The 20,856-nt window shown below is 65.7% G+C and carries 21 protein-coding genes and 1 riboswitch; of the genes, 15 read left to right on the forward strand and 6 right to left on the reverse strand.

From position 1 onward, the window contains the following. Window positions 1–124: 124 nt before the first annotated feature. The 3 genes from ACGYLX_RS12420 to dctP are packed head-to-tail and all read right to left on the reverse strand — an operon-like array spanning window position 125 to window position 2,916. Entirely contained in the window at window positions 125–1,429 is a 1,305-nt protein-coding gene (locus ACGYLX_RS12420) for a TRAP transporter large permease subunit (RefSeq protein ID WP_394422384.1), read from the reverse strand. A 13-nt stretch (window positions 1,430–1,442) separates the two neighbouring features. Further along, the gene (locus ACGYLX_RS12425) at window positions 1,443–1,925 is read right to left on the reverse strand and encodes a TRAP transporter small permease (protein WP_271691601.1); all 483 of its coding nucleotides are present in this window, start codon (window positions 1,923–1,925) and stop codon (window positions 1,443–1,445) included. A gap of 19 nt (window positions 1,926–1,944) precedes the next feature. Then, complete coding sequence (gene dctP, locus ACGYLX_RS12430; RefSeq protein ID WP_271691602.1) at window positions 1,945–2,916, reverse strand: TRAP transporter substrate-binding protein DctP; 972 nt, start codon at window positions 2,914–2,916, stop codon at window positions 1,945–1,947. A 227-nt stretch (window positions 2,917–3,143) separates the two neighbouring features. Here dctP and ACGYLX_RS12435 point away from each other — a divergent pair, with 227 nt between their 5' ends. Beyond that, window positions 3,144–4,379 carry a putative DNA modification/repair radical SAM protein gene (locus tag ACGYLX_RS12435; RefSeq protein WP_394449829.1) on the forward strand — a complete coding sequence of 412 codons (1,236 nt, stop codon included), beginning with the start codon at window positions 3,144–3,146 and terminating at the stop codon, window positions 4,377–4,379. Beyond that, on the forward strand, window positions 4,379–5,809 hold the full coding sequence (locus ACGYLX_RS12440) for a UdgX family uracil-DNA binding protein (protein WP_394449831.1): 1,431 nt from the start codon (window positions 4,379–4,381) through the stop codon (window positions 5,807–5,809). Before ACGYLX_RS12435 ends, ACGYLX_RS12440 begins: the two co-directional genes overlap by 1 nt. Here ACGYLX_RS12440 and ACGYLX_RS12445 read toward each other — a convergent pair. Beyond that, window positions 5,806–6,444: an SOS response-associated peptidase gene (locus ACGYLX_RS12445; RefSeq protein WP_394449833.1), complete on the reverse strand. Its 639-nt coding sequence runs from the start codon at window positions 6,442–6,444 to the stop codon at window positions 5,806–5,808. The two genes, ACGYLX_RS12440 and ACGYLX_RS12445, sit on opposite strands and share 4 nt — an antisense overlap. 146 nt (window positions 6,445–6,590) lie before the next feature. Here ACGYLX_RS12445 and ACGYLX_RS12450 point away from each other — a divergent pair, with 146 nt between their 5' ends. The 13 genes from ACGYLX_RS12450 (at window position 6,591) to ACGYLX_RS12510 (ending at window position 19,789) form a co-directional block, all read left to right on the forward strand. Continuing rightward, window positions 6,591–7,325 (forward strand): ImuA family protein, encoded by a 735-nt coding sequence (locus tag ACGYLX_RS12450; protein WP_394449835.1) that lies wholly within the window; start codon window positions 6,591–6,593, stop codon window positions 7,323–7,325. Continuing rightward, entirely contained in the window at window positions 7,273–8,760 is a 1,488-nt protein-coding gene (locus ACGYLX_RS12455; protein WP_394450160.1) for a Y-family DNA polymerase, read from the forward strand. The genes ACGYLX_RS12450 and ACGYLX_RS12455 overlap by 53 nt, the downstream gene beginning before the upstream one ends. Beyond that, complete coding sequence (locus ACGYLX_RS12460; RefSeq protein ID WP_394449837.1) at window positions 8,760–12,089, forward strand: error-prone DNA polymerase; 3,330 nt, start codon at window positions 8,760–8,762, stop codon at window positions 12,087–12,089. Before ACGYLX_RS12455 ends, ACGYLX_RS12460 begins: the two co-directional genes overlap by 1 nt. 111 nt (window positions 12,090–12,200) lie before the next feature. Further along, window positions 12,201–12,297, forward strand: a riboswitch (TPP riboswitch). A gap of 66 nt (window positions 12,298–12,363) precedes the next feature. Beyond that, window positions 12,364–13,167, forward strand: coding sequence for a bifunctional hydroxymethylpyrimidine kinase/phosphomethylpyrimidine kinase (gene thiD / locus ACGYLX_RS12465; RefSeq protein WP_394449839.1), 804 nt, complete (start codon window positions 12,364–12,366; stop codon window positions 13,165–13,167). Continuing rightward, entirely contained in the window at window positions 13,160–14,140 is a 981-nt protein-coding gene (locus ACGYLX_RS12470) for an FAD-dependent oxidoreductase (RefSeq protein WP_394449841.1), read from the forward strand. Before thiD ends, ACGYLX_RS12470 begins: the two co-directional genes overlap by 8 nt. Continuing rightward, the gene (gene thiS / locus ACGYLX_RS12475; RefSeq protein ID WP_394449843.1) at window positions 14,130–14,327 is read left to right on the forward strand and encodes a sulfur carrier protein ThiS; all 198 of its coding nucleotides are present in this window, start codon (window positions 14,130–14,132) and stop codon (window positions 14,325–14,327) included. The genes ACGYLX_RS12470 and thiS overlap by 11 nt, the downstream gene beginning before the upstream one ends. A 3-nt stretch (window positions 14,328–14,330) precedes the next feature. After that, on the forward strand, window positions 14,331–15,092 hold the full coding sequence (locus ACGYLX_RS12480; protein ID WP_394408597.1) for a thiazole synthase: 762 nt from the start codon (window positions 14,331–14,333) through the stop codon (window positions 15,090–15,092). Next, the gene (locus ACGYLX_RS12485) at window positions 15,089–15,685 is read left to right on the forward strand and encodes a thiamine phosphate synthase (protein WP_394449845.1); all 597 of its coding nucleotides are present in this window, start codon (window positions 15,089–15,091) and stop codon (window positions 15,683–15,685) included. The genes ACGYLX_RS12480 and ACGYLX_RS12485 overlap by 4 nt, the downstream gene beginning before the upstream one ends. Then, window positions 15,682–16,644, forward strand: a complete 963-nt coding sequence (locus ACGYLX_RS12490) for a ThiF family adenylyltransferase (protein WP_394449846.1) — start codon at window positions 15,682–15,684, stop codon at window positions 16,642–16,644. The genes ACGYLX_RS12485 and ACGYLX_RS12490 overlap by 4 nt, the downstream gene beginning before the upstream one ends. A 37-nt stretch (window positions 16,645–16,681) precedes the next feature. Next, window positions 16,682–17,629 carry an ABC transporter substrate-binding protein gene (locus tag ACGYLX_RS12495; RefSeq protein WP_394449848.1) on the forward strand — a complete coding sequence of 316 codons (948 nt, stop codon included), beginning with the start codon at window positions 16,682–16,684 and terminating at the stop codon, window positions 17,627–17,629. Continuing rightward, entirely contained in the window at window positions 17,626–18,309 is a 684-nt protein-coding gene (locus ACGYLX_RS12500) for a TenA family protein (RefSeq protein WP_394449850.1), read from the forward strand. The genes ACGYLX_RS12495 and ACGYLX_RS12500 overlap by 4 nt, the downstream gene beginning before the upstream one ends. Further along, window positions 18,306–19,043, forward strand: coding sequence for an ABC transporter ATP-binding protein (locus tag ACGYLX_RS12505; protein WP_394449852.1), 738 nt, complete (start codon window positions 18,306–18,308; stop codon window positions 19,041–19,043). Before ACGYLX_RS12500 ends, ACGYLX_RS12505 begins: the two co-directional genes overlap by 4 nt. Then, entirely contained in the window at window positions 19,043–19,789 is a 747-nt protein-coding gene (locus tag ACGYLX_RS12510) for an ABC transporter permease (RefSeq protein ID WP_394449854.1), read from the forward strand. The genes ACGYLX_RS12505 and ACGYLX_RS12510 overlap by 1 nt, the downstream gene beginning before the upstream one ends. Window positions 19,790–20,012: 223 nt before the next feature. Here the strand turns inward: ACGYLX_RS12510 and ACGYLX_RS12515 are convergent, their stop codons facing one another. Continuing rightward, window positions 20,013–20,360, reverse strand: coding sequence for a GNAT family N-acetyltransferase (locus tag ACGYLX_RS12515; RefSeq protein ID WP_209218687.1), 348 nt, complete (start codon window positions 20,358–20,360; stop codon window positions 20,013–20,015). Between the two features lie 329 nt (window positions 20,361–20,689). Beyond that, window positions 20,690–20,851 carry a hypothetical protein gene (locus ACGYLX_RS12520; protein WP_394449856.1) on the reverse strand — a complete coding sequence of 54 codons (162 nt, stop codon included), beginning with the start codon at window positions 20,849–20,851 and terminating at the stop codon, window positions 20,690–20,692. Between the last annotated feature and the right edge of the window lie 5 nt (window positions 20,852–20,856).

Genomic DNA, 20,856 nt, shown 5'->3' on the forward strand with positions numbered 1-20,856 from the left:
AATTACAACCGTATTACGCAGGGTAATGCAAGCAGGCGGAGGGCTGCGTATGGCTGCGGTGAGGGGAAATGTTGAACCGAGGCAATAGGTTGTAGGGCGACGCTCGGACGCGTCGCCCTGCGGATTAGCGGCCCATTAAGCCCGGCAACCAAGTACCGATGCCCGGCAGCCAGACGACCAGCGCCAGCACGAAGAGCTTGATTAACAAAAAGGGCATCACCGAGGCATAGATTTGCGGCATCCGGATCCCCTCGGGTGCCACGCCCCGCATGACGAAGAGAAGCAGCCCGAAGGGCGGTGTCAGCAGACCGATCTCCATGGTCAACAGGTAAACCACGCCGAGGGTCAGCTCGTTGATCTCCATCGCGCCCGCCAAGGGCACGAAAACCGGGACCGTCACCATCAACATCGACACTTGATCGATGAAACACCCCAGAAACAGCAGGATCGCGATCATCCCCAAAAGCACCATCAAAGGCGTCGGATCGACCGCGTTGATTGCATTGATCAGCCCGTTGGTCGCGCCAGAAAAGCTCAGCACCTGCGCAAAGGTCTGGCTGGCCGCAATGATGAACAGGATCATCACCGACAGTTTCAACGTCTCCATCAGAGCACGGCCCATCTTCTCCCAACTCAAGGCCCGATAGGCTGCCCCGATGATCACCGCCGTGATACTGCCCAGCGCAGCGCTCTCCGTGGGTGTGGCGATCCCTGCCAGCAAAGAGCCGATTACCACCGCGAAAAGTACCGTCAGCGGCAAGACATAGATCGCAAAGGGCGTCCACCGTTCGCGCAGCGACATATCCTCGTAAACATCGGGCGGCGCGACCTTTGGGTCCAATACACTGCGCCCCACCACATAGGCCACGAAAAGCACCGCCAGCAGCAAGGCCGGAAGTACCCCCGCGATCAGCAGCCCCGCGATGGAAATACCGGCGAGCGAGCCCACCAGCACCGCCAGCGCCGAAGGCGGGATCAGCATCGCAATCGCCCCTGAAGCCATGATCGGCCCCATGGCCATCGACGGGTGGTAGCCCCGTTTCAGCATCCCCGGAAGCAGCGTGCCGCCCAGCATCGCGGTATTGGCGATGGTCGAGCCGGAGAGTGCCGCAAAGATCGTGCCGCCAAAGATCGTCACCACTGACATGCGGCCCGGGATGCGCGTCACCACCCGCTCAATGGCGTCGATGGCGCGGTGCGCCACCCCGGTCTGAAAGAGTATCTCTCCCATCAGGATGAACAGGGGTATCGGGGCGAGTTGAAAATTCGCTACCGATTGCGCTGAGTTGCGCGCCAGCTGCAGAATGCCACGTTCGCCACCCAGCACGAAGTATGCGCCCACGGTGGTCACGGCGATAAAGGCAAAGGCGACCGGCAAGCCGATCAGCAAAAGCACCGCGAGGCTGCCCAGCATGAGCGTCAGGATCAAAGCCCAATCCATCTCAAAGACCACTCAGACTACGCTCGGCCGTTTCCGGATAGAAAAGGCGGCGGATAAAAATAATCGTGCAAAGCGCCAATGACAGCGGCACAAAGGCCAGCATCCACCATTCCGGGATGACGAATGACGTGCGGATCATCGACCCCCGCGCGGCCGACGCCAGCACCGCTTGCAATCCGTACCACCCCAGCACCCCTGCCGTGACAGCGCCGATGGCGCTGGTAAGACGGGTGAGCACATGGGCCGTGCGTGGCGCAAGATTGCTGGTGATCAGATCCACCTTCACATGGCCACCGATCGACAGCACCCAAGGCGCGCCAAGGAAGGTGGCGATCATCAGCGCGTATTGGATCGCATCCAGAGCGCCATAGACCACCGGCAGACCAAGATTGCGCAGCACAACATTGAGAGCGATGAACACCGCGATCACCCCGAGGATACCAGCCGAAAAGACGGCCAGCCCCCGGAGTGTCCGGTCAAACATTCTAGAGATCATTGGAGGATCACTTGGTCATGCAGGCGCGCATCTGCTGCGCAAGATCGGCATCGACCTCTTCCACCGCGGCCCAACCGGCATCGCGGGCGGCAGCGATCCAAGTCTCGGCATCGGCCTCGCCAAAGGTGATCGTCTCGATACCCGCCTCGGCCTGCGCCGCATATTCCGAGGCGTTCCGATCCGCGTTGTCGTTGTTCAGCTCTTCCATCCAAGCGGCACCTTCGGCCAGCTTGGCGCGCTGCTGCTCCGTTAGCCCGTTCCAAGTATCAAGGTTCACCAGAACGTTGACGTCGACGTTGTAAAAGCTCGGGTCGACACGGTACTTCGTCTGCTCGTCCCAACCAAGGTCCAGCACCCCCTGCGAGGGCCAGCCGTAGCCGTCAATCGCCCCACGCTCCAGCGCGCTGTAGACCTCGCCCGGCGCGGTCCGCACGAGGTTGGCACCAAGCTGCGTAAACATCGCTTGGTAAACCGGCGTGGTACGGATGGTCAGACCGCTCAGATCCGGCCCCTCGACCGGTTTGGTGAGATAGAGGTGATAGCCGATCCCGTCGCCCGCATGGGCGAGGTATTTCACGTTCATCTGCTCTTGATGGATACGGTCGACCAGTTCATAGCAGCCATTGGCGCGCTGGTCCTGAATGGTGTTCTCGGCCAGATGCAGTGCGTCGCCGGTGGGCAGCAGGTTGGGGTAATAGGCCGTGGTGTTATTTGCGATGTCGACGACGCCGGACTGCACCGCATTGCCCAGTTCAAAAGGCGGGACGGCCTCAGGACCGCCGACCAGATTGATCTGCACGACCCCTTTGCCGTTCTCGTTGATCCACTCGACAAAGGACTCGAACTCGCGGCTAAAGGCGGTGCCAAGGGTAAAGGCAGAAACGGCGCGCAGGGTCACTTCTTCGGCCTGAGCGATGCTGCCGGTGGCAAATGTGCTGACGGCAAAGACCGCCGCGCTAAGCGTGGTTGTTGTTTTCATGGTCGTCTCCCAGTTGTGATCAAAAGCCCGCGATCTTTGCCTCGGTACCCTCGCATGCAAATGCATAATATGTATCTGCATGTAATTGGTAGCGACTAGATTTCCCTACGTCAATTTAATCTCGGCTTCCCTTGCCCTTACGCGCGCTTCATCAGTTCCATGCGCAAATTGTCGCGGCATTAAGATAGATTAATGACGCCGCTGACGCGAGAACATATATAGAACGCATGGTAAAACAGACACTCGATCAAAAACTGGCGATTCTCAGCGATGCGGCGAAATACGACGCCTCCTGCGCCTCCTCGGGCTCCACCAAGCGCGACTCGCGCGATGGCAAGGGGCTGGGCTCCAACGAAGGCAGCGGCATCTGCCACGCCTATGCCCCGGACGGGCGGTGCATCAGCCTGCTGAAGATCCTCATGACCAATTTCTGCATCTATGATTGCAGCTATTGCATTAACCGCGTGTCCTCCAATGTCGAACGCGCCCGCTTCAGCGTAGATGAGGTGGTGAAGCTCACCATCGAATTCTACCGTCGCAACTATATCGAAGGGCTGTTTCTGTCGTCGGGCGTGATCCGATCGCCCGATGCCACGATGTCCGACATGGTGCAGATCGCGCGAAAGCTGCGGCAGGAGGAGAATTTTCGCGGCTATATCCACCTCAAGACCATCCCCGACGCCTCGCCCGAGTTGATCGAGGAAGCCGGTCGTCTGGCGGACCGGCTGTCGATCAATGTGGAACTGCCCACCGACACGGCGGTGCAGCAATATGCGCCCGAGAAGAAGCCCGAGCAGATCCGTCGCGCGATGGCAAATGTGCGCATGGTGAAGGATGCCAGCAAGGACAAATCCTTCACCGGCAAACGCCCGCCGCGTTTCGCGCCCGCGGGCCAGTCGACGCAGATGATCATCGGGGCGGATGGCTCCAACGATGCCACCGTGCTGGGCCAATCGACGCGGCTTTACTCCAGCTACAAACTGAAACGCGTCTATTATTCCGCCTTCTCGCCCATCCCCGACAGTTCGTCGAAACTGCCGCTCATCCGCCCGCCCCTGCAACGCGAGCACCGGCTTTATCAGGCCGACTGGCTGCTGCGGTTCTATGATTTTCAACTGGACGAGATCACCTCGGTCACCCGCGACGGCAATCTCGATCTGGAGGTCGACCCGAAACTCGCCTGGGCGCTGGTGCATCGCGAGCACTTCCCCCTCGACGTCAACCGCGCCAGCCGCGAGATGCTGCTGCGGGTGCCGGGCTTTGGCGTCAAAACCGTGAACCGCATCCTCGCCGCGCGCCGTCACCGCGCCCTGCGCTACGAAGACCTGGCCCGCATGGGCGCCTCGATGAAAAAGGCCCGCGCTTTCGTCACCGCCGGGGGCTGGACGCCGGGGGGCCTTACCGACAGCGCCGACCTGCGCGCGCGCTTCGCGCCGCCGCCCGAGCAGTTGACCCTGTTCTGATGCACCGCGTCTCCCTGCCCCCGATCGGCACCGCCAAGGCATGGCGCGAGGCGGCGCGCGGCTTTCTGGCCGCGGGCGTGCCGCCCGAGCAGATCCTCTGGGGCGATCATGCCGCCGCCCCAGACCTGTTTGGCGGGGAAGCCGCGCCGGCCGCCTCGGGCCGTACCGCCGTGCCACGCAGTTTCGTCTCGATGGCCGAGACCGCTGTCTGGCACAGTGACCCAGAACGTTTCGCCCGGCTCTACGCCTTCCTCTGGCGTGTGAAGGACGCGCCGCATTTGATGTCCGACCGCGGCGATGCCGACCTCGCTGTGTTGCGGGGGATGGAGAAGAACGTCCGCCGCTGTCAGCACAAGATGAAGGCCTTCGTCCGCTTCCGCGAGATCGGCGATCCGAACGCCCCGCGCCGCAGCTTCGCCGCGTGGTTCGAACCCACGCATCACACGGTGGAGCCCACGGCGGATTTCTTCGTGCGGCGCTTTTCCGACATGGATTGGCGCATTCTCACGCCCGACGTCTCGGCCATCTTCGAGGGCGGCAAGCTCAGCTTTCAGGAGGGCCACGCCAAACCTGACCTGCCCGAGGACGCGGGCGAGCAGTTGTGGATCACCTACTTCCAGAACATCTTCAATCCTGCCCGCCTGATGGTGAAGGCGATGCAGTCGGAGATGCCCAAGAAATACTGGAAAAACATGCCCGAGGCCGCCTTCATCCCCCAGATGATCGCCGAAGCCCCGGCCCGCGCCCGCGCCATGGCCGAAGCCGCCCCGACCCTGCCGCCCGCGCGCATGGACCGGGTGCAGGCGCAGCTTTCGGCTTTTGAGTCCGCTTGGGACGGCCCGATGGAAGAGCTTCCGTCCGCAATCCGCGCCTGCACCCGCTGCCCGCTTCATTGTCACGCCACGCAGGCCGTGCCGGGCGAAGGGCCGGTGCATGCCGATCTTATGGTCGTGGGCGAACAGCCCGGCGATCAGGAAGACCTCGCGGGCCGCCCCTTCGTCGGGCCGGCGGGGCAGATGTTCGACCGCATCGCCGGTGAGGCAGGCCTCGACCGAGACGCCGCCTTTGTCACCAATGCGGTCAAACACTTCAAGTTCACCGCCCGCGGCAAACGCCGCATTCACCAGCGCCCCGAGACGCCGGAGATTGACCAGTGCCGCTGGTGGATGAACGCCGAGGTGGCGCAGGTGCAGCCCAAGCTCATCCTCGCCATGGGCGCCACGGCGGCGCAGAGTCTCACCGGCAAGGGCACGGGCATCCTGAAACGCCGCGGCACGATCGAGGCGGGGCCGGAGGGCATTCCGGTGCTGATCACCCTGCACCCCTCCTACCTTTTGCGCGTCCCCGACCCCGCGGCGCGCGAAGAGGCCGAGGCGCAGTTCCGCTCGGATCTGGCGATGGCCGCGCGGATGATGGCCGAGGCGGCCTAGTCCTCGGGGTCGATGACCTGCAGGGCACCATCCGGCAGGGGGCGTTGCAACGCGGGCAGATCGGCAGTCTCGGCGCTCAGCCACGTATGCACTTCGTCGGGCGTGGTCAGGATCACTGGCATGGCCTTTGGGTGCACGGCACCGACCTCGGCGTTGGGCTCGGTGGTTAGGAAGCCATAGAGGTTATCGGTGGTCTCGCCGTCCTTGAGTTTTCGCACGCTCGTCCATTGCGTCCAGACCCCGGCGAAGAAGGCCAGCGGACGGTTTTCGCCAAGCGCGAACCAGATCGGGCGCGAACGCTCTCCGGGGCGGTTCAGCGGCTCGGAAAAGGCGGTGAAGGGCACCACGCAGCGATGCGCAGGCCCCAGCCATCGCCGCCAATGCGGTGAGGCGATGTTGCGGATGTTCGTGACGCCGCGGTCGGTCTTCTTGCCCTTGAGCGCGAAGGCCGGGGACGGCATGCCCCACCGCATCATCTCCAGCACCGGGCCGCCATCGCCATGGCGCACCACCGGGGCGGGGTAATCGGGGTAGATGCCGGGCATTGAGGCGAGGTTGCCCGCGCGATCCTCGATCCCGTCGAACCAGCCGCGGATCGCGTCCTGCCCCTTGGTGAGGGAGTAAAGATTGCACATCGGTTGCCTCCTATCGCAGCCCTATGCCAGTAGATGCGTTTTTTCCGCGCCCCAGCAAGGGCTTCGCGGGGGGCGGTTCAAAATTTTGACAGGGCCGCAGTTCATCGTTTATGAATAGAACAAAATGTGAACATATGGAGTCGTGCATGACAACCGATTCTACATATGGGCAGGTCCTTACCCTGCCGCGGCGGCGGCCGTCGACATCGCCCGAGCCGGGGGTTCTGGCCACGCATGCGCCGCTGACGGATGTCTTTCCGCAGGCCTTCGCCAGTGCTTCGGCCAGTGGCTTCGTCCTGTCGCTGCTGCCACGCGGCAAGGGGCCGGTGCTTTGGGTGCAGGACTTCCTGTCGCGGCGCGAGAACGGCGCGCCCTATACCCCGAGCCTCGCGGCCTTCGGGCTGGAACAGCCGGTGCTGCTGGTCACCGCCAGCCATCCGCGCGACGTGCTTTGGGCGATGGAGGAAGGCGCCGCCTGTGCCGGCCTCTCAGCCGTGGTGGGCGAGGTGCATGGCGGGCCGGAGGTTCTGGATTTCACCGCCACCAAGCGGCTGTCGCTGCGGGCCGAGGCCTCGGGCGTGCCGCTCTACCTCATCCGCAGCGGCGACCCCGGGGGCCTGAGCGCGGCGCGGATGCGCTGGCGCATCGCCTCCCTGCCCGCGCAGGCGCATCCCGACGATCCGCAGGCCCCGGGCGCGGCCCGCTGGGATCTGGAGCTGTTTCGCGCCCGCGGCCATGCGCCCGGCCGCTGGGTGGCCGACCATGAGCCCGACAAACGCCACAGCCCCCGCGCCGCGGATCGTCTCCGTCTGGTTCCCCGATCTGACGATGGAACGCTGGCGCCGGGTGATCAGCCAATACCGCAGCGTTCCGGGGGATGAGGTGCCGGTGGTCCTGTCGCGTGACGGGACGCACGGGCCGGTGGTCCATGGGCTGAGCGCCGCCGCCCGCGCCCGCGGCATCGAGACGGGCGCCCGGGTGGTCGACGTGCAGGCGATCCACCCCGATCTGCATGTCGAGCCCGCCGATCTGGACGGCGATATCGCCCTCATCAAGCGGCTGGTCCATTGGGCGCGGCGCTGGTGTCCTTGGACCGCTCGGGACGTGGATCACGGGCTGCTGCTCGATGTGACCGGCTGCACGCATCTTTTCGGCGGCGAGGCGGCGATGCTGCGCGACATCCGCAGCCGTTTCGCACTGCAGGGGCTGACCGCGCGCTGCGCCATGGCCCCCACCCCCGGTGCCGCGCAGGCGCTGGCGCGTTTCGGCTCCGGCGCGCAGATCTGCACCGCCGAGGACGTCGGCGCCGCCCTCGCCCCCCTGCCCGTCGCCGCCCTGCGGCTCGACGCCCAGACCACGCGGCTGCTGGACCGGCTTGGCCTCAAGACCATCGGCGCGCTGAGCGATCTGCCCCGCGCCGCACTGATGCGCCGCTTCGCCAGCCTGAAGCCCGAGCGCAACCCGCTTATCCTGCTGGACAAAGCGCTCGGCAAGGCCGCCGATCCGCTCAACGCCCCGCCCGATCACCGTCATTTCATGGCCCGCAGCCGCCTGCCCGAACCGGTGCTCGACCCCGCCCCGCATCTGCCCGCGCTGGTCGAGGACCTCTGCGCGCAACTGGCCCGGGCGGAACTGGGCGCGCGGCGGCTGCGGCTGACCGTCTACCGCATCGACGGCGACTGGCGCGGCCTCGACACTGCCACCGCCCGCGCCAGCCGGGACGCCGCCCATCTGCGCCGGCTCTTCGACGGCAAGCTCGAGAATATCGACAGCGGCTTTGGCTTTGACCTCATGACGCTGGAGGCGCTGGCGAGCGAGCCGCTGCCGCTGATGCAGGACCACCTCGACGGCAAGCGCGACCCCTCGGCGGACGTGGCCGGGCTCTTGGACCGCCTGGTGGCCAAGCTGGGGCCGGAGAAGGTGAGTTGGCCGCAGTGGCGCGAGACCCACAAGCCCGAGGCGGTCGAAGAACGCGCCCCGGCGCTGCAGGCCAGCCCCGCCGCCGCCCCGGTGCTGCTGCGCGAGCGCCCGCTGCGCCTGCTCACCCCGCCCGAGGAGGTGCGCGTGATCTACGCCGTGCCCGAAGGCCCGCCCTCGCAGTTCAACTGGCGCCGCGTCACCTACAAGACCACCCGCCACGCGGGGCCTGAGCGGATCGCCCCCGAATGGTGGCGCGACCGCCCAGGCACCCGGCTGCGCGATTACTATAAAGTGGAGGTCGAAGGCGGCCAGCGCTTCTGGCTCTACCGCGAGGGCGTGATCCACGATGGCCGCGGGGCCGAGCCGCGCTGGTTCCTGCACGGGATGTTCGCCTGATGCCGCAGCAGGAGGGACATAAGCGCCGCACCTTGGGCGAGGACAGGCTCAGCGCCCCACCGCGGGCAGCGTATGTGGAGTTCGGTCTGGCCAGTTGCTTTTCCTTCCTGCGCGCTGCCTCGGACGCCGTCGATCTGGTCCAGACGGCGCATCACCACGGCTACGACAGCCTCGGCATCGCGGATCACAACACGCTGGCGGGCGTGGTGCGGCTGCATGTAGAGGCCGAAAAGGCCCATATCCGCCCCCTGATCGGGGCGCGGCTGGTGCTGCTCTGTGGGACTGAACTGCTGGCCTACCCGCAGGACCGCGCCGCCTATGCGCGGCTCTCGACGCTGCTGTCGGCGGGCAAGATGCAATCGGTGGACGGGGAATGGCAGCAAAAGGGCGAGACCCATCTGACGCTGGAGATGCTGCAAGGCCACGCCGAAGGGCTGCACCTCATCGTCATGCCGCCCGAGAACCTCGACCTCTTCGCCGCGGGCCTGCCGCGGCTGCTGAAAGCGCTGCCCGGGATGCGCCATATCGGGGCGAGTTTCCTCTACCGCGGCGATGATCGCGCGCGGATCAACCGGCTGGATGCGCTGGCCCGCGCCCATGGGTTGAGGCTGCTTGCCACCAACGACGTGCTCTACCATGCCCGCCACCGGCGGCCCTTGCAGGACGTGATGGTGGCCATCCGCGAGGGCGTGATCGTGCCCAAGGCGGGCTACCTGCTGGCCGCCAATGCCGAGCGACATCTGAAATCCCCCGAGGCGATGATCCGCCTCTTCGCCGACTGGCCCCATGCCATTGCCGAGACGCGCCGCTTGGCGGACAAGATCGACTTCCGCCTCACCGATCTGGCCTATGAATACCCCCATGAGATCGTCCCCGAGGGCGGCAGCCCGATGGAGGAACTGGCGCGCCTCACATGGGAAGGCGCCGCCCGGCGCTACCCCGAAGGCGTGCCCGAGGCGGTGAAAAAGACCATCGAGAAGGAATTCGCGCTGATCTCCTCCAAGAAGATCGCGCGTTATTTCCTGACCATCTATGACATCGTCCGCTTCGCCCGCGAGGAGGCCGAGCCGCCGATCCTCTGCCAGGGGCGCGGCTCGGCGGCCAATTCCGCCGTCTGCTTCTGCCTCGGCATCACCTCGGTCGACCCGGCGGTGCATGACCTGCTCTTCGAGCGGTTCCTGTCAGAGGAACGCGACGAGCCGCCAGACATCGACGTGGATTTCGAGCATGAGCGGCGCGAGGAGGTGATCCAATACATGTACGGCAAATACGGCCGCCACCGCGCCGGGCTTTGTGCCACGGTGATCCACTACCGCCCGCGCTCGGCCATTCGCGAGGTCGGCAAGGCGATGGGGCTTTCGGAAGACGTGACCTCGAAACTCGCCGGCACCGTCTGGGGCAGTTTCGAGGGCGAGATGGACGATGCCCGCGCCCGCGAGGCGGGGCTGGACCTGTCCGACCCCTACCTGCGCATGGTGCTGAAACTCGCCTCCCAGATGATCGGCATGCCGCGGCACCTGAGCCAGCACGTCGGCGGTTTCATCCTAACCGAGCGCCCGCTGACCGAGATCGTGCCCATCGGCAATGGCGCCATGCCCGAGCGCAGTTTCATCGAATGGGACAAGGACGACATCGACGCGCTGCAGATCTTCAAGGTCGATATCCTCGCGCTCGGCATGCTGACCTGTATCGCCAAATGCTTCGACCTAATCGAGGCGCATTACGACCGCCCGCTGGAACTGGCCACGGTGCCGGTGGAGGATCACGAAGACGATGCCACGGGGCGGCCCACCTACGACATGCTCTGCCGGGGCGACAGCCTTGGCGTCTTTCAAGTCGAAAGCCGCGCGCAGATGGCGATGCTGCCGAAACTGCGCCCGCGCGTCTTCTACGATCTGGTGATCGAGGTTGCCATCGTCCGCCCCGGCCCGATCCAGGGCGACATGGTCCACCCCTATCTGCGCCGCCGTCAGGGGTTGGAGAGCGTCGTCTACCCCGCCCCCGGCCCGGCCTATCCGCAGGACGAACTCTTCAGCATCCTCAGCCGAACCCTGGGCGTGCCGATCTTTCAGGAACAGGCGATGAAAATCTCCATCGACGCGGCACGGTTCTCTCCGGCCGAGGCCAATGAGCTGCGCAAGGCCATGGCCACCTTCCGCTCGCGCGGGACGATCGAGAAGCTGCAGGACAAGATGGTGGGCCGGATGACCAAACGCGGCTACGATCCGGTCTTCGCGCAGCGCTGCTTCGACCAGATCAAGGGCTTTGGCGAATACGGTTTCCCCGAAAGCCATGCGGCGAGTTTCGCCAAGCTGGTCTATGTCTCAAGTTGGATGAAATGCCACTACCCGGCGGCCTTTGCCTGCGCGCTCTTGAACTCGCAGCCGATGGGGTTTTACGCGCCCGCCCAGATCGTGCGCGACGCGCGCGAACATCAGGTCGAGGTGCGCGACGTGGATGTGAACCTCTCGGACTGGAACTGCACGCTGGAGCCTTGTGGGGACGGTTTCGCCCTGCGGCTGGGGCTGCGGATGGTGGACGGGCTGCAAGAGAAAGCGGGCGCGCGGATCATGGACCGGCGCGAGACGCCTTACGCGGATGTCGAGGACCTCAAGACCCGCGCGGGCCTCGATGCCAAGGCGATCCGCCAGCTTGCCGCCGCCGACACGATGCGCAGCATGGGGATCGACCGGCGCCAAGCGCTCTGGCAGGCCCAAGGGCTGCGCGACGCGCCCGCCTTGCCGATCTTCGACCATGTCGAGGCTTCGGCCCGCGGCCCGGAGCCGGAGGTGCATCTGCCGGTGATGCCGAAGGCGGAACAGGTCGTGGCCGACTACCAGACGCTGCGCCTGTCGCTGAAGGCGCATCCGATGTCCTTCTACCGCGGGAGCCTCGCCGCGCAGGGGTTTTCCTCGGCCCGGGACCTTTCGCGCATGGGCCACGGGCGGCGGGTAAAGCTGGCGGGGCTGGTGCTGGTGCGCCAGAAACCCGGCAGCGCCAAGGGGGTCTGTTTCATCACGTTGGAAGATGAATGCGGCGTCGCCAACCTCGTGATCTGGCCAAACATGTTCAAGCTCTACCGCCCCACGATCATGTCGTCGCGGCTTCTGGTCGTGGAGGGGCGCGTGCAGACCGACGGGCGGGTGATACACGTGGTGGCCGAGCGGCTTGAGAACCGCTCTGACCGGCTGGCGGCGCTGTCGGAGGCACCGATGCCCGGCATCACGACGCGCGGCGATCACCCAACCCATCCGCTGCCCGGTCAGGTGGCCATGCACGGCCACCCGCGCGATGCCAAGGTGATCCCCAGATCGCGGGATTTTCATTAACGAATCCTCATGCAATGCATGAGGTACGCACCGCAACTAACTGATACAAAACGAAACGCAATAAATAACAGATCCCCTGTTGACCCTCTGAACGCCCCTCGCTAGCCTGCCGGAAATCCGTTGGGGTGCCGCAAGGCTGAGAGGTGAAAACCGACCCATCGAACCTGATCCGGGTCGTACCGGCGTAGGGAACGGAAGCAAGCATCAGCCCATCCGGGCGGTCGTTTACCCCGTATCTCCATGCCCTTGGCCCATCTAACGAATGGGGGGCCGAATGGCGTTTCAAGCACTGACGATTGCGGGGTCCGACAGCGGCGGCGGGGCGGGGATTCAGGCCGATCTCAAGACCTTCAGCGCACTTGGCGTCTATGGCGCCAGCGTGCTCACCGCCGTCACCGCCCAGAACACCCGCGCCGTCACCGCGGTTGCCATGATCGCGCCCGCGATGATCCGCGCGCAGATGGCGGCGGTCTTTGACGATCTGGCCATCGGCGCGGTCAAGATTGGCATGTTGGGCGACCCGGCCACGATCTCCGCCGTGGCCGAGGAGCTGGCCGACTGCGCCGCGCCCATTGTGCTCGACCCGGTGATGGTGGCGAAATCCGGCGATGCGCTCCTCTCTGCCGAAGCGGTCAAAACCCTGCGCGACCGGATGCTGCCCCGCGCCTATGTGCTGACGCCAAACCTGCCCGAGGCCGCACGGCTGCTGGACACAGAAGAAGCCACCGACGAGGCCACCATGCTCGCGCAGGGCCGCGCGCTGCTGTCGCTCGGCCCCCGCGCGGTGCTGATGAAGGGCGGCCATGGCAAGGGCGAGACCTGTGTCGATCTGCTGATTTTCAAGGCCGACACCCTGCGCCTTTCCGCGCCCCGCCAGCAGACGGCGAACACCCACGGCACCGGCTGCACGCTCTCTGCCGCCATTGCCGCCGGTCTGGCGCGGGGCTTGCCTCTGCCGCAGGCGGTGGAAGCCGCCCATAGCTATCTGCAACGCGCCATTGCCGCGGCGGACGCCCTCAACATCGGCCATGGCCACGGGCCGGTGCATCATTTTCACGGCGTTTGGCCCCATGAGTGATGTCACCATCATCGGCGCGGGCGTGGCAGGGCTTTGGGCCGCGCGGGCCTGTCTGGCGCAGGGGCTGCGGCCCCGGCTCGTCGACCGCAAAGGCCCGCCCGGGCCGCACGGCTGTTCGTGGTGGGCGGGGGGCATGCTCGCCCCCTTTTGCGAAGGCGCGCTGAGCGAGCCTGCGGTGGTGACCCATGGGCGGCGTGCTGCGGCGCTATGGGGGGAGATCACGGAAGTCACCCATAGGGGCACGCTGGTCCTCGCCCCCGAGCGGGACCGCGCGGAATTGCAGCGTTTCGCCGCCCGCACCGAAGGCCACAGCGACTGCGACGCCGAAGCCATCGCGGCGTGCGAGCCGGACCTCGCCGGGCGCCATCGCCGCGGGTTGTTCTTTGCCGAGGAAGCGCATCTGAACCCGCGCCAAGCGCTGCAAGACCTGACCCATGCGCTTGCCGCCGAGGGTGTCACGGTTGAGACCACGGCCCTCACCCCTTCGGAGGTCACAGGCCCGGTGATCGACTGCCGCGGCATGGTGGCCAGCGACGCTCTGCCCGGTCTGCGTGCGGTCCGCGGTGAGATGATCCTGCTCCGCGCCATTGATGTCACCCTCACCCGCCCGATCCGCCTGCTGCACCCGCGCCACCCGCTTTACGTCGTGCCGCGCGGGCAAGGCATCTACATGCTGGGCGCGACCCAGATCGAAAGCGCCAGCCGCAGCGGCATGACCGCCCGCTCGGCGCTGGAACTGCTCTCAGCCGCCTATGCGCTCGACCCGCGCTTTGCCGAGGGCGAGATCATCGAGATGGGCGCCGACCTGCGCCCGGCTTTCGCCGACAACCTGCCCGGCATCGTGCCGCGCGGGGCGGTGCTGCATCTGAACGGATTGTTCCGGCACGGCTTTCTCATGGCGCCCGCCTTGGCCGAACAGGCTGCGGGCTTTCTGGCAACAGCGACAACGGGGGATTTATTCCGTGAAGATTGAAGTGAACGGCGAGACGCGTGAGGTCGCCGCCGCGCAGCTTGACGCGGCATTGGCAGAGCTTGGTTGGGGCGAGGCGAAAGTCGCCACCGCCCTCAACGGCAGTTTCGTTCCCGCAGGCGCGCGGGGCGAGACCATGCTGAGCGACGGCGACCGGCTCGAAGTGCTCAGCGCCATGCAGGGGGGCTGAGAGATGCGCGATTTCTACGGCACCACCCTGCCCCTGCCGCTGATGCTGGGCACCGCGCGCTACCCCTCGCCCGCGGTGATGGAGGCCGCCTTTCGCCAAAGCGCCGCGCCGGTCGCCACGGTTTCGCTGCGCCGCGAGCAAGGCGCGGGACAGGCGTTTTGGGACATGGTGCGCGGCTTGGGCGTGCATCTGCTGCCCAACACCGCCGGCTGCCATTCCGCGCGCGAGGCGATCACCACGGCGCAGATGGCGCGGGAGTATTTTGGCACCAATTGGATCAAACTAGAGGTCATCGGCCATGCCGACACCCTGCAACCTGACCCCTTCGGGCTGGTCGAGGCCGCCGAGGCGCTCTGCGCCGATGGGTTCGAGGTCTTTCCCTATACCACCGAGGACCAAGTGCTGGCCGCGCGGCTGATCGATGCCGGCTGCCGGGTGCTGATGCCTTGGGGTGCGCCGATCGGCTCGGGGCTGGGGCTGAACAACCTGCACGGGCTGCGCAGTCTGCGGGCAGCATTTCCCGATGTGGCCATGGTGATCGACGCGGGCCTCGGCCTGCCCAGCCATGCGGCGCAGGCGTTGGAGATGGGGTTCGACGCGGTGCTCTTGAACACCGCTGTGGCCGAGGCAGAAGACCCCGCCGCCATGGCCGAAGCCTTTGCGCTGGCCTGCCGCGCGGGCGCGCTTGCCGCCGCTTCCGGCCCCATGGGCCAGCGCGACATGGCCGTACCCTCCACCCCCGTCATCGGAAAGGCTTGGCTATGAGCTTGCCGCGTTTCTACCCCGTCTTGGATAGTGCCGCATGGGTCGCGCGGGCCGTGCCCTTGGGCGTGAAGCTGGTGCAACTGCGCATCAAGGACGCGCCCGAAGAGGTGCTGCGCGCCGAGATCACCACCGCGCTCAACCTCTGCCGCCAGCACGGCGCGCTGCTGGTGGTGAATGACCACTGGCAACTGGCGATTGAACTGGAGGCCGATTGGCTGCATCTGGGGCAAGAGGATTTGGACAGTGCCGACATCCCCGCGATCCGCGCTGCCGGGCTGAAGCTGGGCCTGTCGACCCATGACCATGCCGAGCTTGACCGCGCGCTGGCTCTCGCCCCCGATTACATCGCCCTCGGCCCCGTCTATCCGACCATTCTGAAAAAGATGAAATGGACCGAACAGGGGCTCGACCGGCTGACGGAATGGAAAGCGCGGATCGGGGACATTCCGCTTTGCGCCATCGGCGGCATGTCTGTCGCCCGTGTGCCGGGGGCCTTTGCCGCCGGGGCCGATACGGTGGCGGCGGTCACGGATATCACGCTGAACGCAGACCCCGAAGCGCGGATGCGCGAATGGCTTGAGGTAACGGCATGAGCCGCTACGCCCGCCAGACGGTTCTGCCGCAAGTCGGCGCCGAGGGGCAAGCGCGGCTCATGGCGGCGCATGTGCTGGTCGTCGGGGCCGGAGCGCTGGCAGTGCCCGTGCTGCAATATCTCGTCGGGGCCGGTGTCGGGCGGATCACATTGGTCGACGGCGATCAAGTGGCTTTGAGCAATCTGCACCGCCAACCGCTCTACCGGATGGACGATATCGGCAGGCCCAAGGTCCGTGCCGCCGCCGAGGCGATGGCGGCGCTGAACCCCGAGGTGACGCTTGCCCCGCGTGCCGAATGGCTCACCCCCGCCAATGCGCCCGCCCTGCTGGCGGGCTGCGATATCGCGCTCGACTGCGCCGACACTTTCGCCGCCAGCCTGACCCTGTCGGACGAAGCCCGCGCGCAGGGCAAACCGCTAATTTCAGCCTCGGCCCTTGGGCTGTCGGGCTATGTCGGCGGTTTCTGCGGGGCTGCCCCTTCTCTCCGCGCTGTCTTCCCTGACCTGCCGCAGACGGCAGCGACCTGTGACACGGCGGGCGTCTTAGGGCCCGTGGTCGGAATGATCGGCGCGGCACAGGCGCAGATGGCGCTCTCGGTGCTGCTGGGCCTCACGCCCTCCCCGCTGGGGCAACTCTTGATCTGGGACGCCGCGCAATGGCGCATGTCGGGCTTTCGTTTCGACAGCGCGCCCGAGCCTGCGCGCGCCGCGGGTTTCATCGCCGAAAGCCAGATCACCCCGCGCGATATGGTCATCGACCTGCGCGCCGAAGCGCCTGCGCCTTTCTCACCCCAAGCCCGTCATGTCCCGCCCGAGGCGCTGCCTGACCTGACGCTGCCGCCCGATACGTCGCGCATTGTGCTTGCCTGCCGCACCGGCCTGCGCGCGCATCACGCGGCCAACACCCTTCGCCCCCGCTGGCCGGGCGAGATCGCCCTACTCGCCCTCCCCGGCGCCTGACCCTTTTCCCGCATAAACGATATACTGGAGACCCTTCGTGAAAAACATTCTCGCCCCCCTTGCCCTGACGCTGATCGCAGCCCCCGCCTTGGCCCAAGACAAGATGACCGTCATGCTCGACTGGTTCGTGAATCCTGATCACGGGCCGATCATTCTGGCGCAGGAAAAAGGCTATTTCACCGATGCGGGGCTGGAAGTCGAACTCGTCTCTCCCGCCGACCCGAATGAGCCGCCGCGCATGGTGGCCGCGGGCCGTGTCGATCTGGCGGTGTCCTATCAGCCGGAACTACATCTCGCCCAGCGCGAGGGGTTGGACCTGCGCCGCGTGGGCACGCTGGTCGAAACCCCGCTCACCTGCCTCGTTGTCCGCGCCGACGGGCCGGTGCAGGAGATGGCGGACCTGAAGGGCCGAAAGGTGGGTTTTGCCGTGGCGGGCGTGCAAGAGATGCTGCTGGATGCGATGCTGAGCCACAATGGCGTGGCGCCTGCCGAGGTCGAGCAAATCAACATCGGTTGGTCGATCTCGCCCGCGCTAATGTCGGGACAAGTCGACGGGGTGATCGGCGCGTTCCGCAATTTCGAGCTGAACCAGATGCAGATCGAAGGCCATGAGGGCCGTTGCTTTTACCCCGAAGCCGAGGGCGTGCCCGCCTATGACGAGTTGATCTATGTCGCCCATGCCGAAGATATGGACCGCGACATGATCGCCCGCTTCCTGCGTGCCACCGAACGGGCCGCCGCCGATATCGTGAACGACCCGGCCGCCAGCGGAGAGGTCTTCTTTGCCTCCGACGCCGAGCTGCGCAACGAGCTGAACACCCGCGCATGGGAAGACACATGGCCGCGTTTCGCCACCCGCCCCGCGGCCGTGGACCACGGGCGCTATGACCGGTTCGAGACCTTCATGAAGGAAAGCGGCGTGGTGGAAACCGTGATCCCCGCCGCCGATCTGGTGGTCGACGTCACAGCGCAGGCGAAACCATGACGGCGCCCGCTTACGGCAAGGCCTTCGCCGCTTGGCGCGATGGTGCCGGAGAGACATGGCGGGCCTATACCCGCCATGACTTTGTCGAACAGCTGGGCGACGGCAATCTGCCACAGGCCAGCTATCTGCATTACCTGCGGCAGGACTATGTTTTCCTGATTCACTTTGCCCGCGCTTGGGCGCTTGCCGCGGCCAAGGCGGAAACGCTGGATGAAATGGCCGCCGCGAGTGCAACGGTCCATGCGTTGGTGCATGTGGAGATGCCCCTCCATGTGGAAACCTGCGCAGGACATGGCATCGACCGCGCCAAGCTTGAGGCCACGGCAGAGGCTCCCGGAAACCTCGCCTATACGCGCTATGTTTTGGAGGCGGGCTATTCCGGGGACTTCCTTGACCTGATGGCCGCCCTCGCCCCCTGCGTTCTGGGCTATGGTGAGATCGGGTTGGCCCTGCGGGGCAATGACGGCCCCTATACCGATTGGTGCGCGGTCTATGGCGGCGAGGAGTATCAAGCCTTGTGCCGCGATGTCGGCGCGCTGATCGACGGGGCGCTAGCGCGGCGTCTGGGTGCAAACTGGCAAACCCTGCCACGGACCAAGACCTTGCAAGAGCGTTTCAACACGGCCACAGCGCTTGAGGTCGGCTTTTGGGACATGGCCCTGTCGCCCGCAGCAACATGACCGCCCCTGCGGTGCATCTATCGGGCGCGCTCCACGGCGCAGCGGTCCTCTTGATCGACCATTTCGATCTTACCCTCAAGGCCGGGCAATGGAACGTCTTGCTCGGTCCCTCGGGTGTGGGGAAAACCTCGCTGCTGCGGCTGCTTGCGGGTCTGCCCAATGTGGCCCGGCTGGAAGGCCGTATTGCTACGGATGATGACCGTCCCATCGCCCCCCGTGTTGCGATGATGGCGCAGGACGATCAACTGCTGCCTTGGGCGAATGCGGTTGAGAATGTCACCATCCCCGCCCGGCTGCGCGGAGAACGGGCGGACCCTGACCGCGCCGCAGCACTTCTGGCCGAGGTCGGGCTTCGCGCGGAGCTGCGCCGCAAACCTGCCCAGCTTTCCGCCGGTCAGCGCCAGCGCGTCACCCTCGCCCGCACGCTTTACGAAGACCGCCCCGTGGTCCTGCTGGACGAACCGTTCTCGGCCCTCGATGTGGTGACCCGCCTTAAAATGCAGGATCTAGCGGCGCGGCTGCTTTGCGGGCGAACCGTCGTGTTGATCACCCATGACCCGGCGGAGGCCCTGAGGCTCGCCGATTACGCTTGGATCGTGAGCCGCCATGGGGCCGCCCCCTGCCCCCTGCCCAAAACGCCGCCACCACGCCGGATCGACGCCCCCGAGACCCTCGCCGCCCAAGCCGATCTGCTGCGCCGCATGGGGCTGGCCTCACCCGCGCAGGTCGCCTGATGGTATCTACGTTGCATAAATTATGGCGCGGCATGGTCTGCTTCGCGCTCGCCGTCGCGATTTGGCAGCTTGTTGTCACCCTCAGCGGCGTGCCGCGTTTCATCCTGCCGGGACCTTGGCTTGTCTTGCAAGCACTGGGCGGGAATGCCGCGCTGCTCTGGCAGAATGCGCTATGGTCGGCGGGCAATCTTGCGCTGGGCCTAAGTTTAGGCATTTTCCTCGGCATTGAGACCGCGCTGTTGCTGACCCTTTCGCGCCGCGCGCGCTGGCTGCTGCGCCCGATGCTGGTGGTGGCTCAGGCCGTGCCTGTCTTCGCCCTCGCCCCGGTCATCACCCTTTGGCTTGGCTACGGGATGCCCTCCAAGATCGTAACCATCGCGCTGGTCACCTATTTTCCCATCGCCTCGGCCCTCTTCGACCGGCTAATGGCGCTGCCCCCGGGCCTGCGCGATCTGGCGCATCTCTCGGGCGCCAACCGCTGGCGCGAAACACTGCTGCTGCGCCTGCCCCACGCCGTGCCGGGGCTGATCTCGGGCCTGCGGTTGGCCGTGGTCTACGGCCCCCTTGCGGTGCTGATCGGCGAATGGGTCGGCTCATCCCGCGGTCTGGGGCATCTGATGCTGATGGCCAATGGCCGCGGCCAAACCGCGCTCATGTTTGCGGCCCTGATCGTGCTCGCGGCGCTGTCGCTGCTGCTCTGGTCCGCGGTCGAAGCGCTCGCCCGCTGGAAGGCACGGCGGTTCTAGGTGCTTTGGAACCCCATGGTCAGCGTGATGCCCTGATGCCGCACGGCATGGTGACCCGCGCCCCAGCATCCAAGGATATCCGGGCACTGCCAAAGTTATTGGCTATGTGAAATGGTTAGTCGATGAAACCGACCCCGTCGGGCGCGGGTTCACCATCACCTAAAAGCAAAGACGTGAAAATTGGCCGCCGGAAGATTACGCATGCCCGCCTCGAATTTCTTGGTCAGTTCAACGACAGCTGCGCGACACATTCGGCCCCACGGCAACGTATCTCTCCCCCTTCTTCGATGCAGAGCTTTTTGATCGCGATATTGCTGCGCAAGAAGTTCACATCCACCGTCTCAATATTTCGCGCGCGCGCTTCGGCCAGACCGCGATGGAAGAGCCTCCGGCCATAGCCGCGCCCTTGATAGGCGTCTTCAACCGAAAGCCCGATCTCCGCATGGGTGCTGTCGATGCAATGAAGCTCCAGTATCGCACGCAAAGCATCATCGCATTCGACGCCGAGCGTCAGGTCGGGGTTGGAGCCCCGAACCACGCGCAGCAAAGCATCATCGTTAAGCTGGCCCATGAACCTGAGCTCTCGCGAGGCCGGGCTAAGCCTTTGGTAATGTTCGCATAGGGTCTGCTTTAGAAGCGGGAGGGGAACGGAAAGAGGTTCTGGAACGGCGGTGTGCATGATGTCTCCAATCTCAATTCCAAGATGGGAAGCCGACCCGCCCGGAGTAGATATCGAACAGGGCAGGAGAAATGCGCTGCTTGCATAGGTTGCCGGCACGTTTGCTAATCCAGCCTGTGGCGCGCGCCGCGAGAATAGCGCGCTGCTGCCCTCGTCATCCTGTTGTCCTTCGTGCAGTTCCGGGAAACCGCAGGCGAGGCGTGCATCAATCCCGCGACGGCCTATACCGCCCCTTCCACGGCTGCTCTCAGCCGATGCGCTGCCCGGCCGGGGGCGGCACCCAAGACGGCGATCCAGCGGTAGAAGATCGGTGTCAGAAAGAGCGTAAAAACCGTAGCAAAGCCCAAGCCGCCGACGATCACCCAACCGACGGCTATGCACAATTTTC

It is taken from the genome of Sulfitobacter sp. 1A13496 (assembly GCF_043557225.1).
In the GTDB taxonomy this organism is placed as follows: Bacteria; Pseudomonadota; Alphaproteobacteria; order Rhodobacterales; family Rhodobacteraceae; genus Sulfitobacter; species Sulfitobacter faviae.

Bases quoted from the DNA above. Each gene is read 5' to 3' on its own strand.
- ACGYLX_RS12425 (WP_271691601.1), bottom strand. From the start codon at position 1,925: ATGTTTGACCGGACACTCCGGGGGCTGGCCGTCTTTTCGGCTGGTATC.
- dctP (WP_271691602.1), bottom strand. From the start codon at position 2,916: ATGAAAACAACAACCACGCTTAGCGCGGCGGTCTTTGCCGTCAGCACA.
- ACGYLX_RS12435 (WP_394449829.1), top strand. From the start codon at position 3,144: ATGGTAAAACAGACACTCGATCAAAAACTGGCGATTCTCAGCGATGCG.
- ACGYLX_RS12440 (WP_394449831.1), top strand. From the start codon at position 4,379: ATGCACCGCGTCTCCCTGCCCCCGATCGGCACCGCCAAGGCATGGCGC.
- ACGYLX_RS12445 (WP_394449833.1), bottom strand. From the start codon at position 6,444: ATGTGCAATCTTTACTCCCTCACCAAGGGGCAGGACGCGATCCGCGGC.
- ACGYLX_RS12450 (WP_394449835.1), top strand. From the start codon at position 6,591: ATGACAACCGATTCTACATATGGGCAGGTCCTTACCCTGCCGCGGCGG.
- ACGYLX_RS12455 (WP_394450160.1), top strand. From the start codon at position 7,273: ATGGAACGCTGGCGCCGGGTGATCAGCCAATACCGCAGCGTTCCGGGG.
- ACGYLX_RS12460 (WP_394449837.1), top strand. From the start codon at position 8,760: ATGCCGCAGCAGGAGGGACATAAGCGCCGCACCTTGGGCGAGGACAGG.
- thiD (WP_394449839.1), top strand. From the start codon at position 12,364: ATGGCGTTTCAAGCACTGACGATTGCGGGGTCCGACAGCGGCGGCGGG.
- ACGYLX_RS12470 (WP_394449841.1), top strand. From the start codon at position 13,160: ATGAGTGATGTCACCATCATCGGCGCGGGCGTGGCAGGGCTTTGGGCC.
- ACGYLX_RS12480 (WP_394408597.1), top strand. From the start codon at position 14,331: ATGCGCGATTTCTACGGCACCACCCTGCCCCTGCCGCTGATGCTGGGC.
- ACGYLX_RS12485 (WP_394449845.1), top strand. From the start codon at position 15,089: ATGAGCTTGCCGCGTTTCTACCCCGTCTTGGATAGTGCCGCATGGGTC.
- ACGYLX_RS12490 (WP_394449846.1), top strand. From the start codon at position 15,682: ATGAGCCGCTACGCCCGCCAGACGGTTCTGCCGCAAGTCGGCGCCGAG.
- ACGYLX_RS12500 (WP_394449850.1), top strand. From the start codon at position 17,626: ATGACGGCGCCCGCTTACGGCAAGGCCTTCGCCGCTTGGCGCGATGGT.
- ACGYLX_RS12505 (WP_394449852.1), top strand. From the start codon at position 18,306: ATGACCGCCCCTGCGGTGCATCTATCGGGCGCGCTCCACGGCGCAGCG.
- ACGYLX_RS12510 (WP_394449854.1), top strand. From the start codon at position 19,043: ATGGTATCTACGTTGCATAAATTATGGCGCGGCATGGTCTGCTTCGCG.
- ACGYLX_RS12515 (WP_209218687.1), bottom strand. From the start codon at position 20,360: ATGGGCCAGCTTAACGATGATGCTTTGCTGCGCGTGGTTCGGGGCTCC.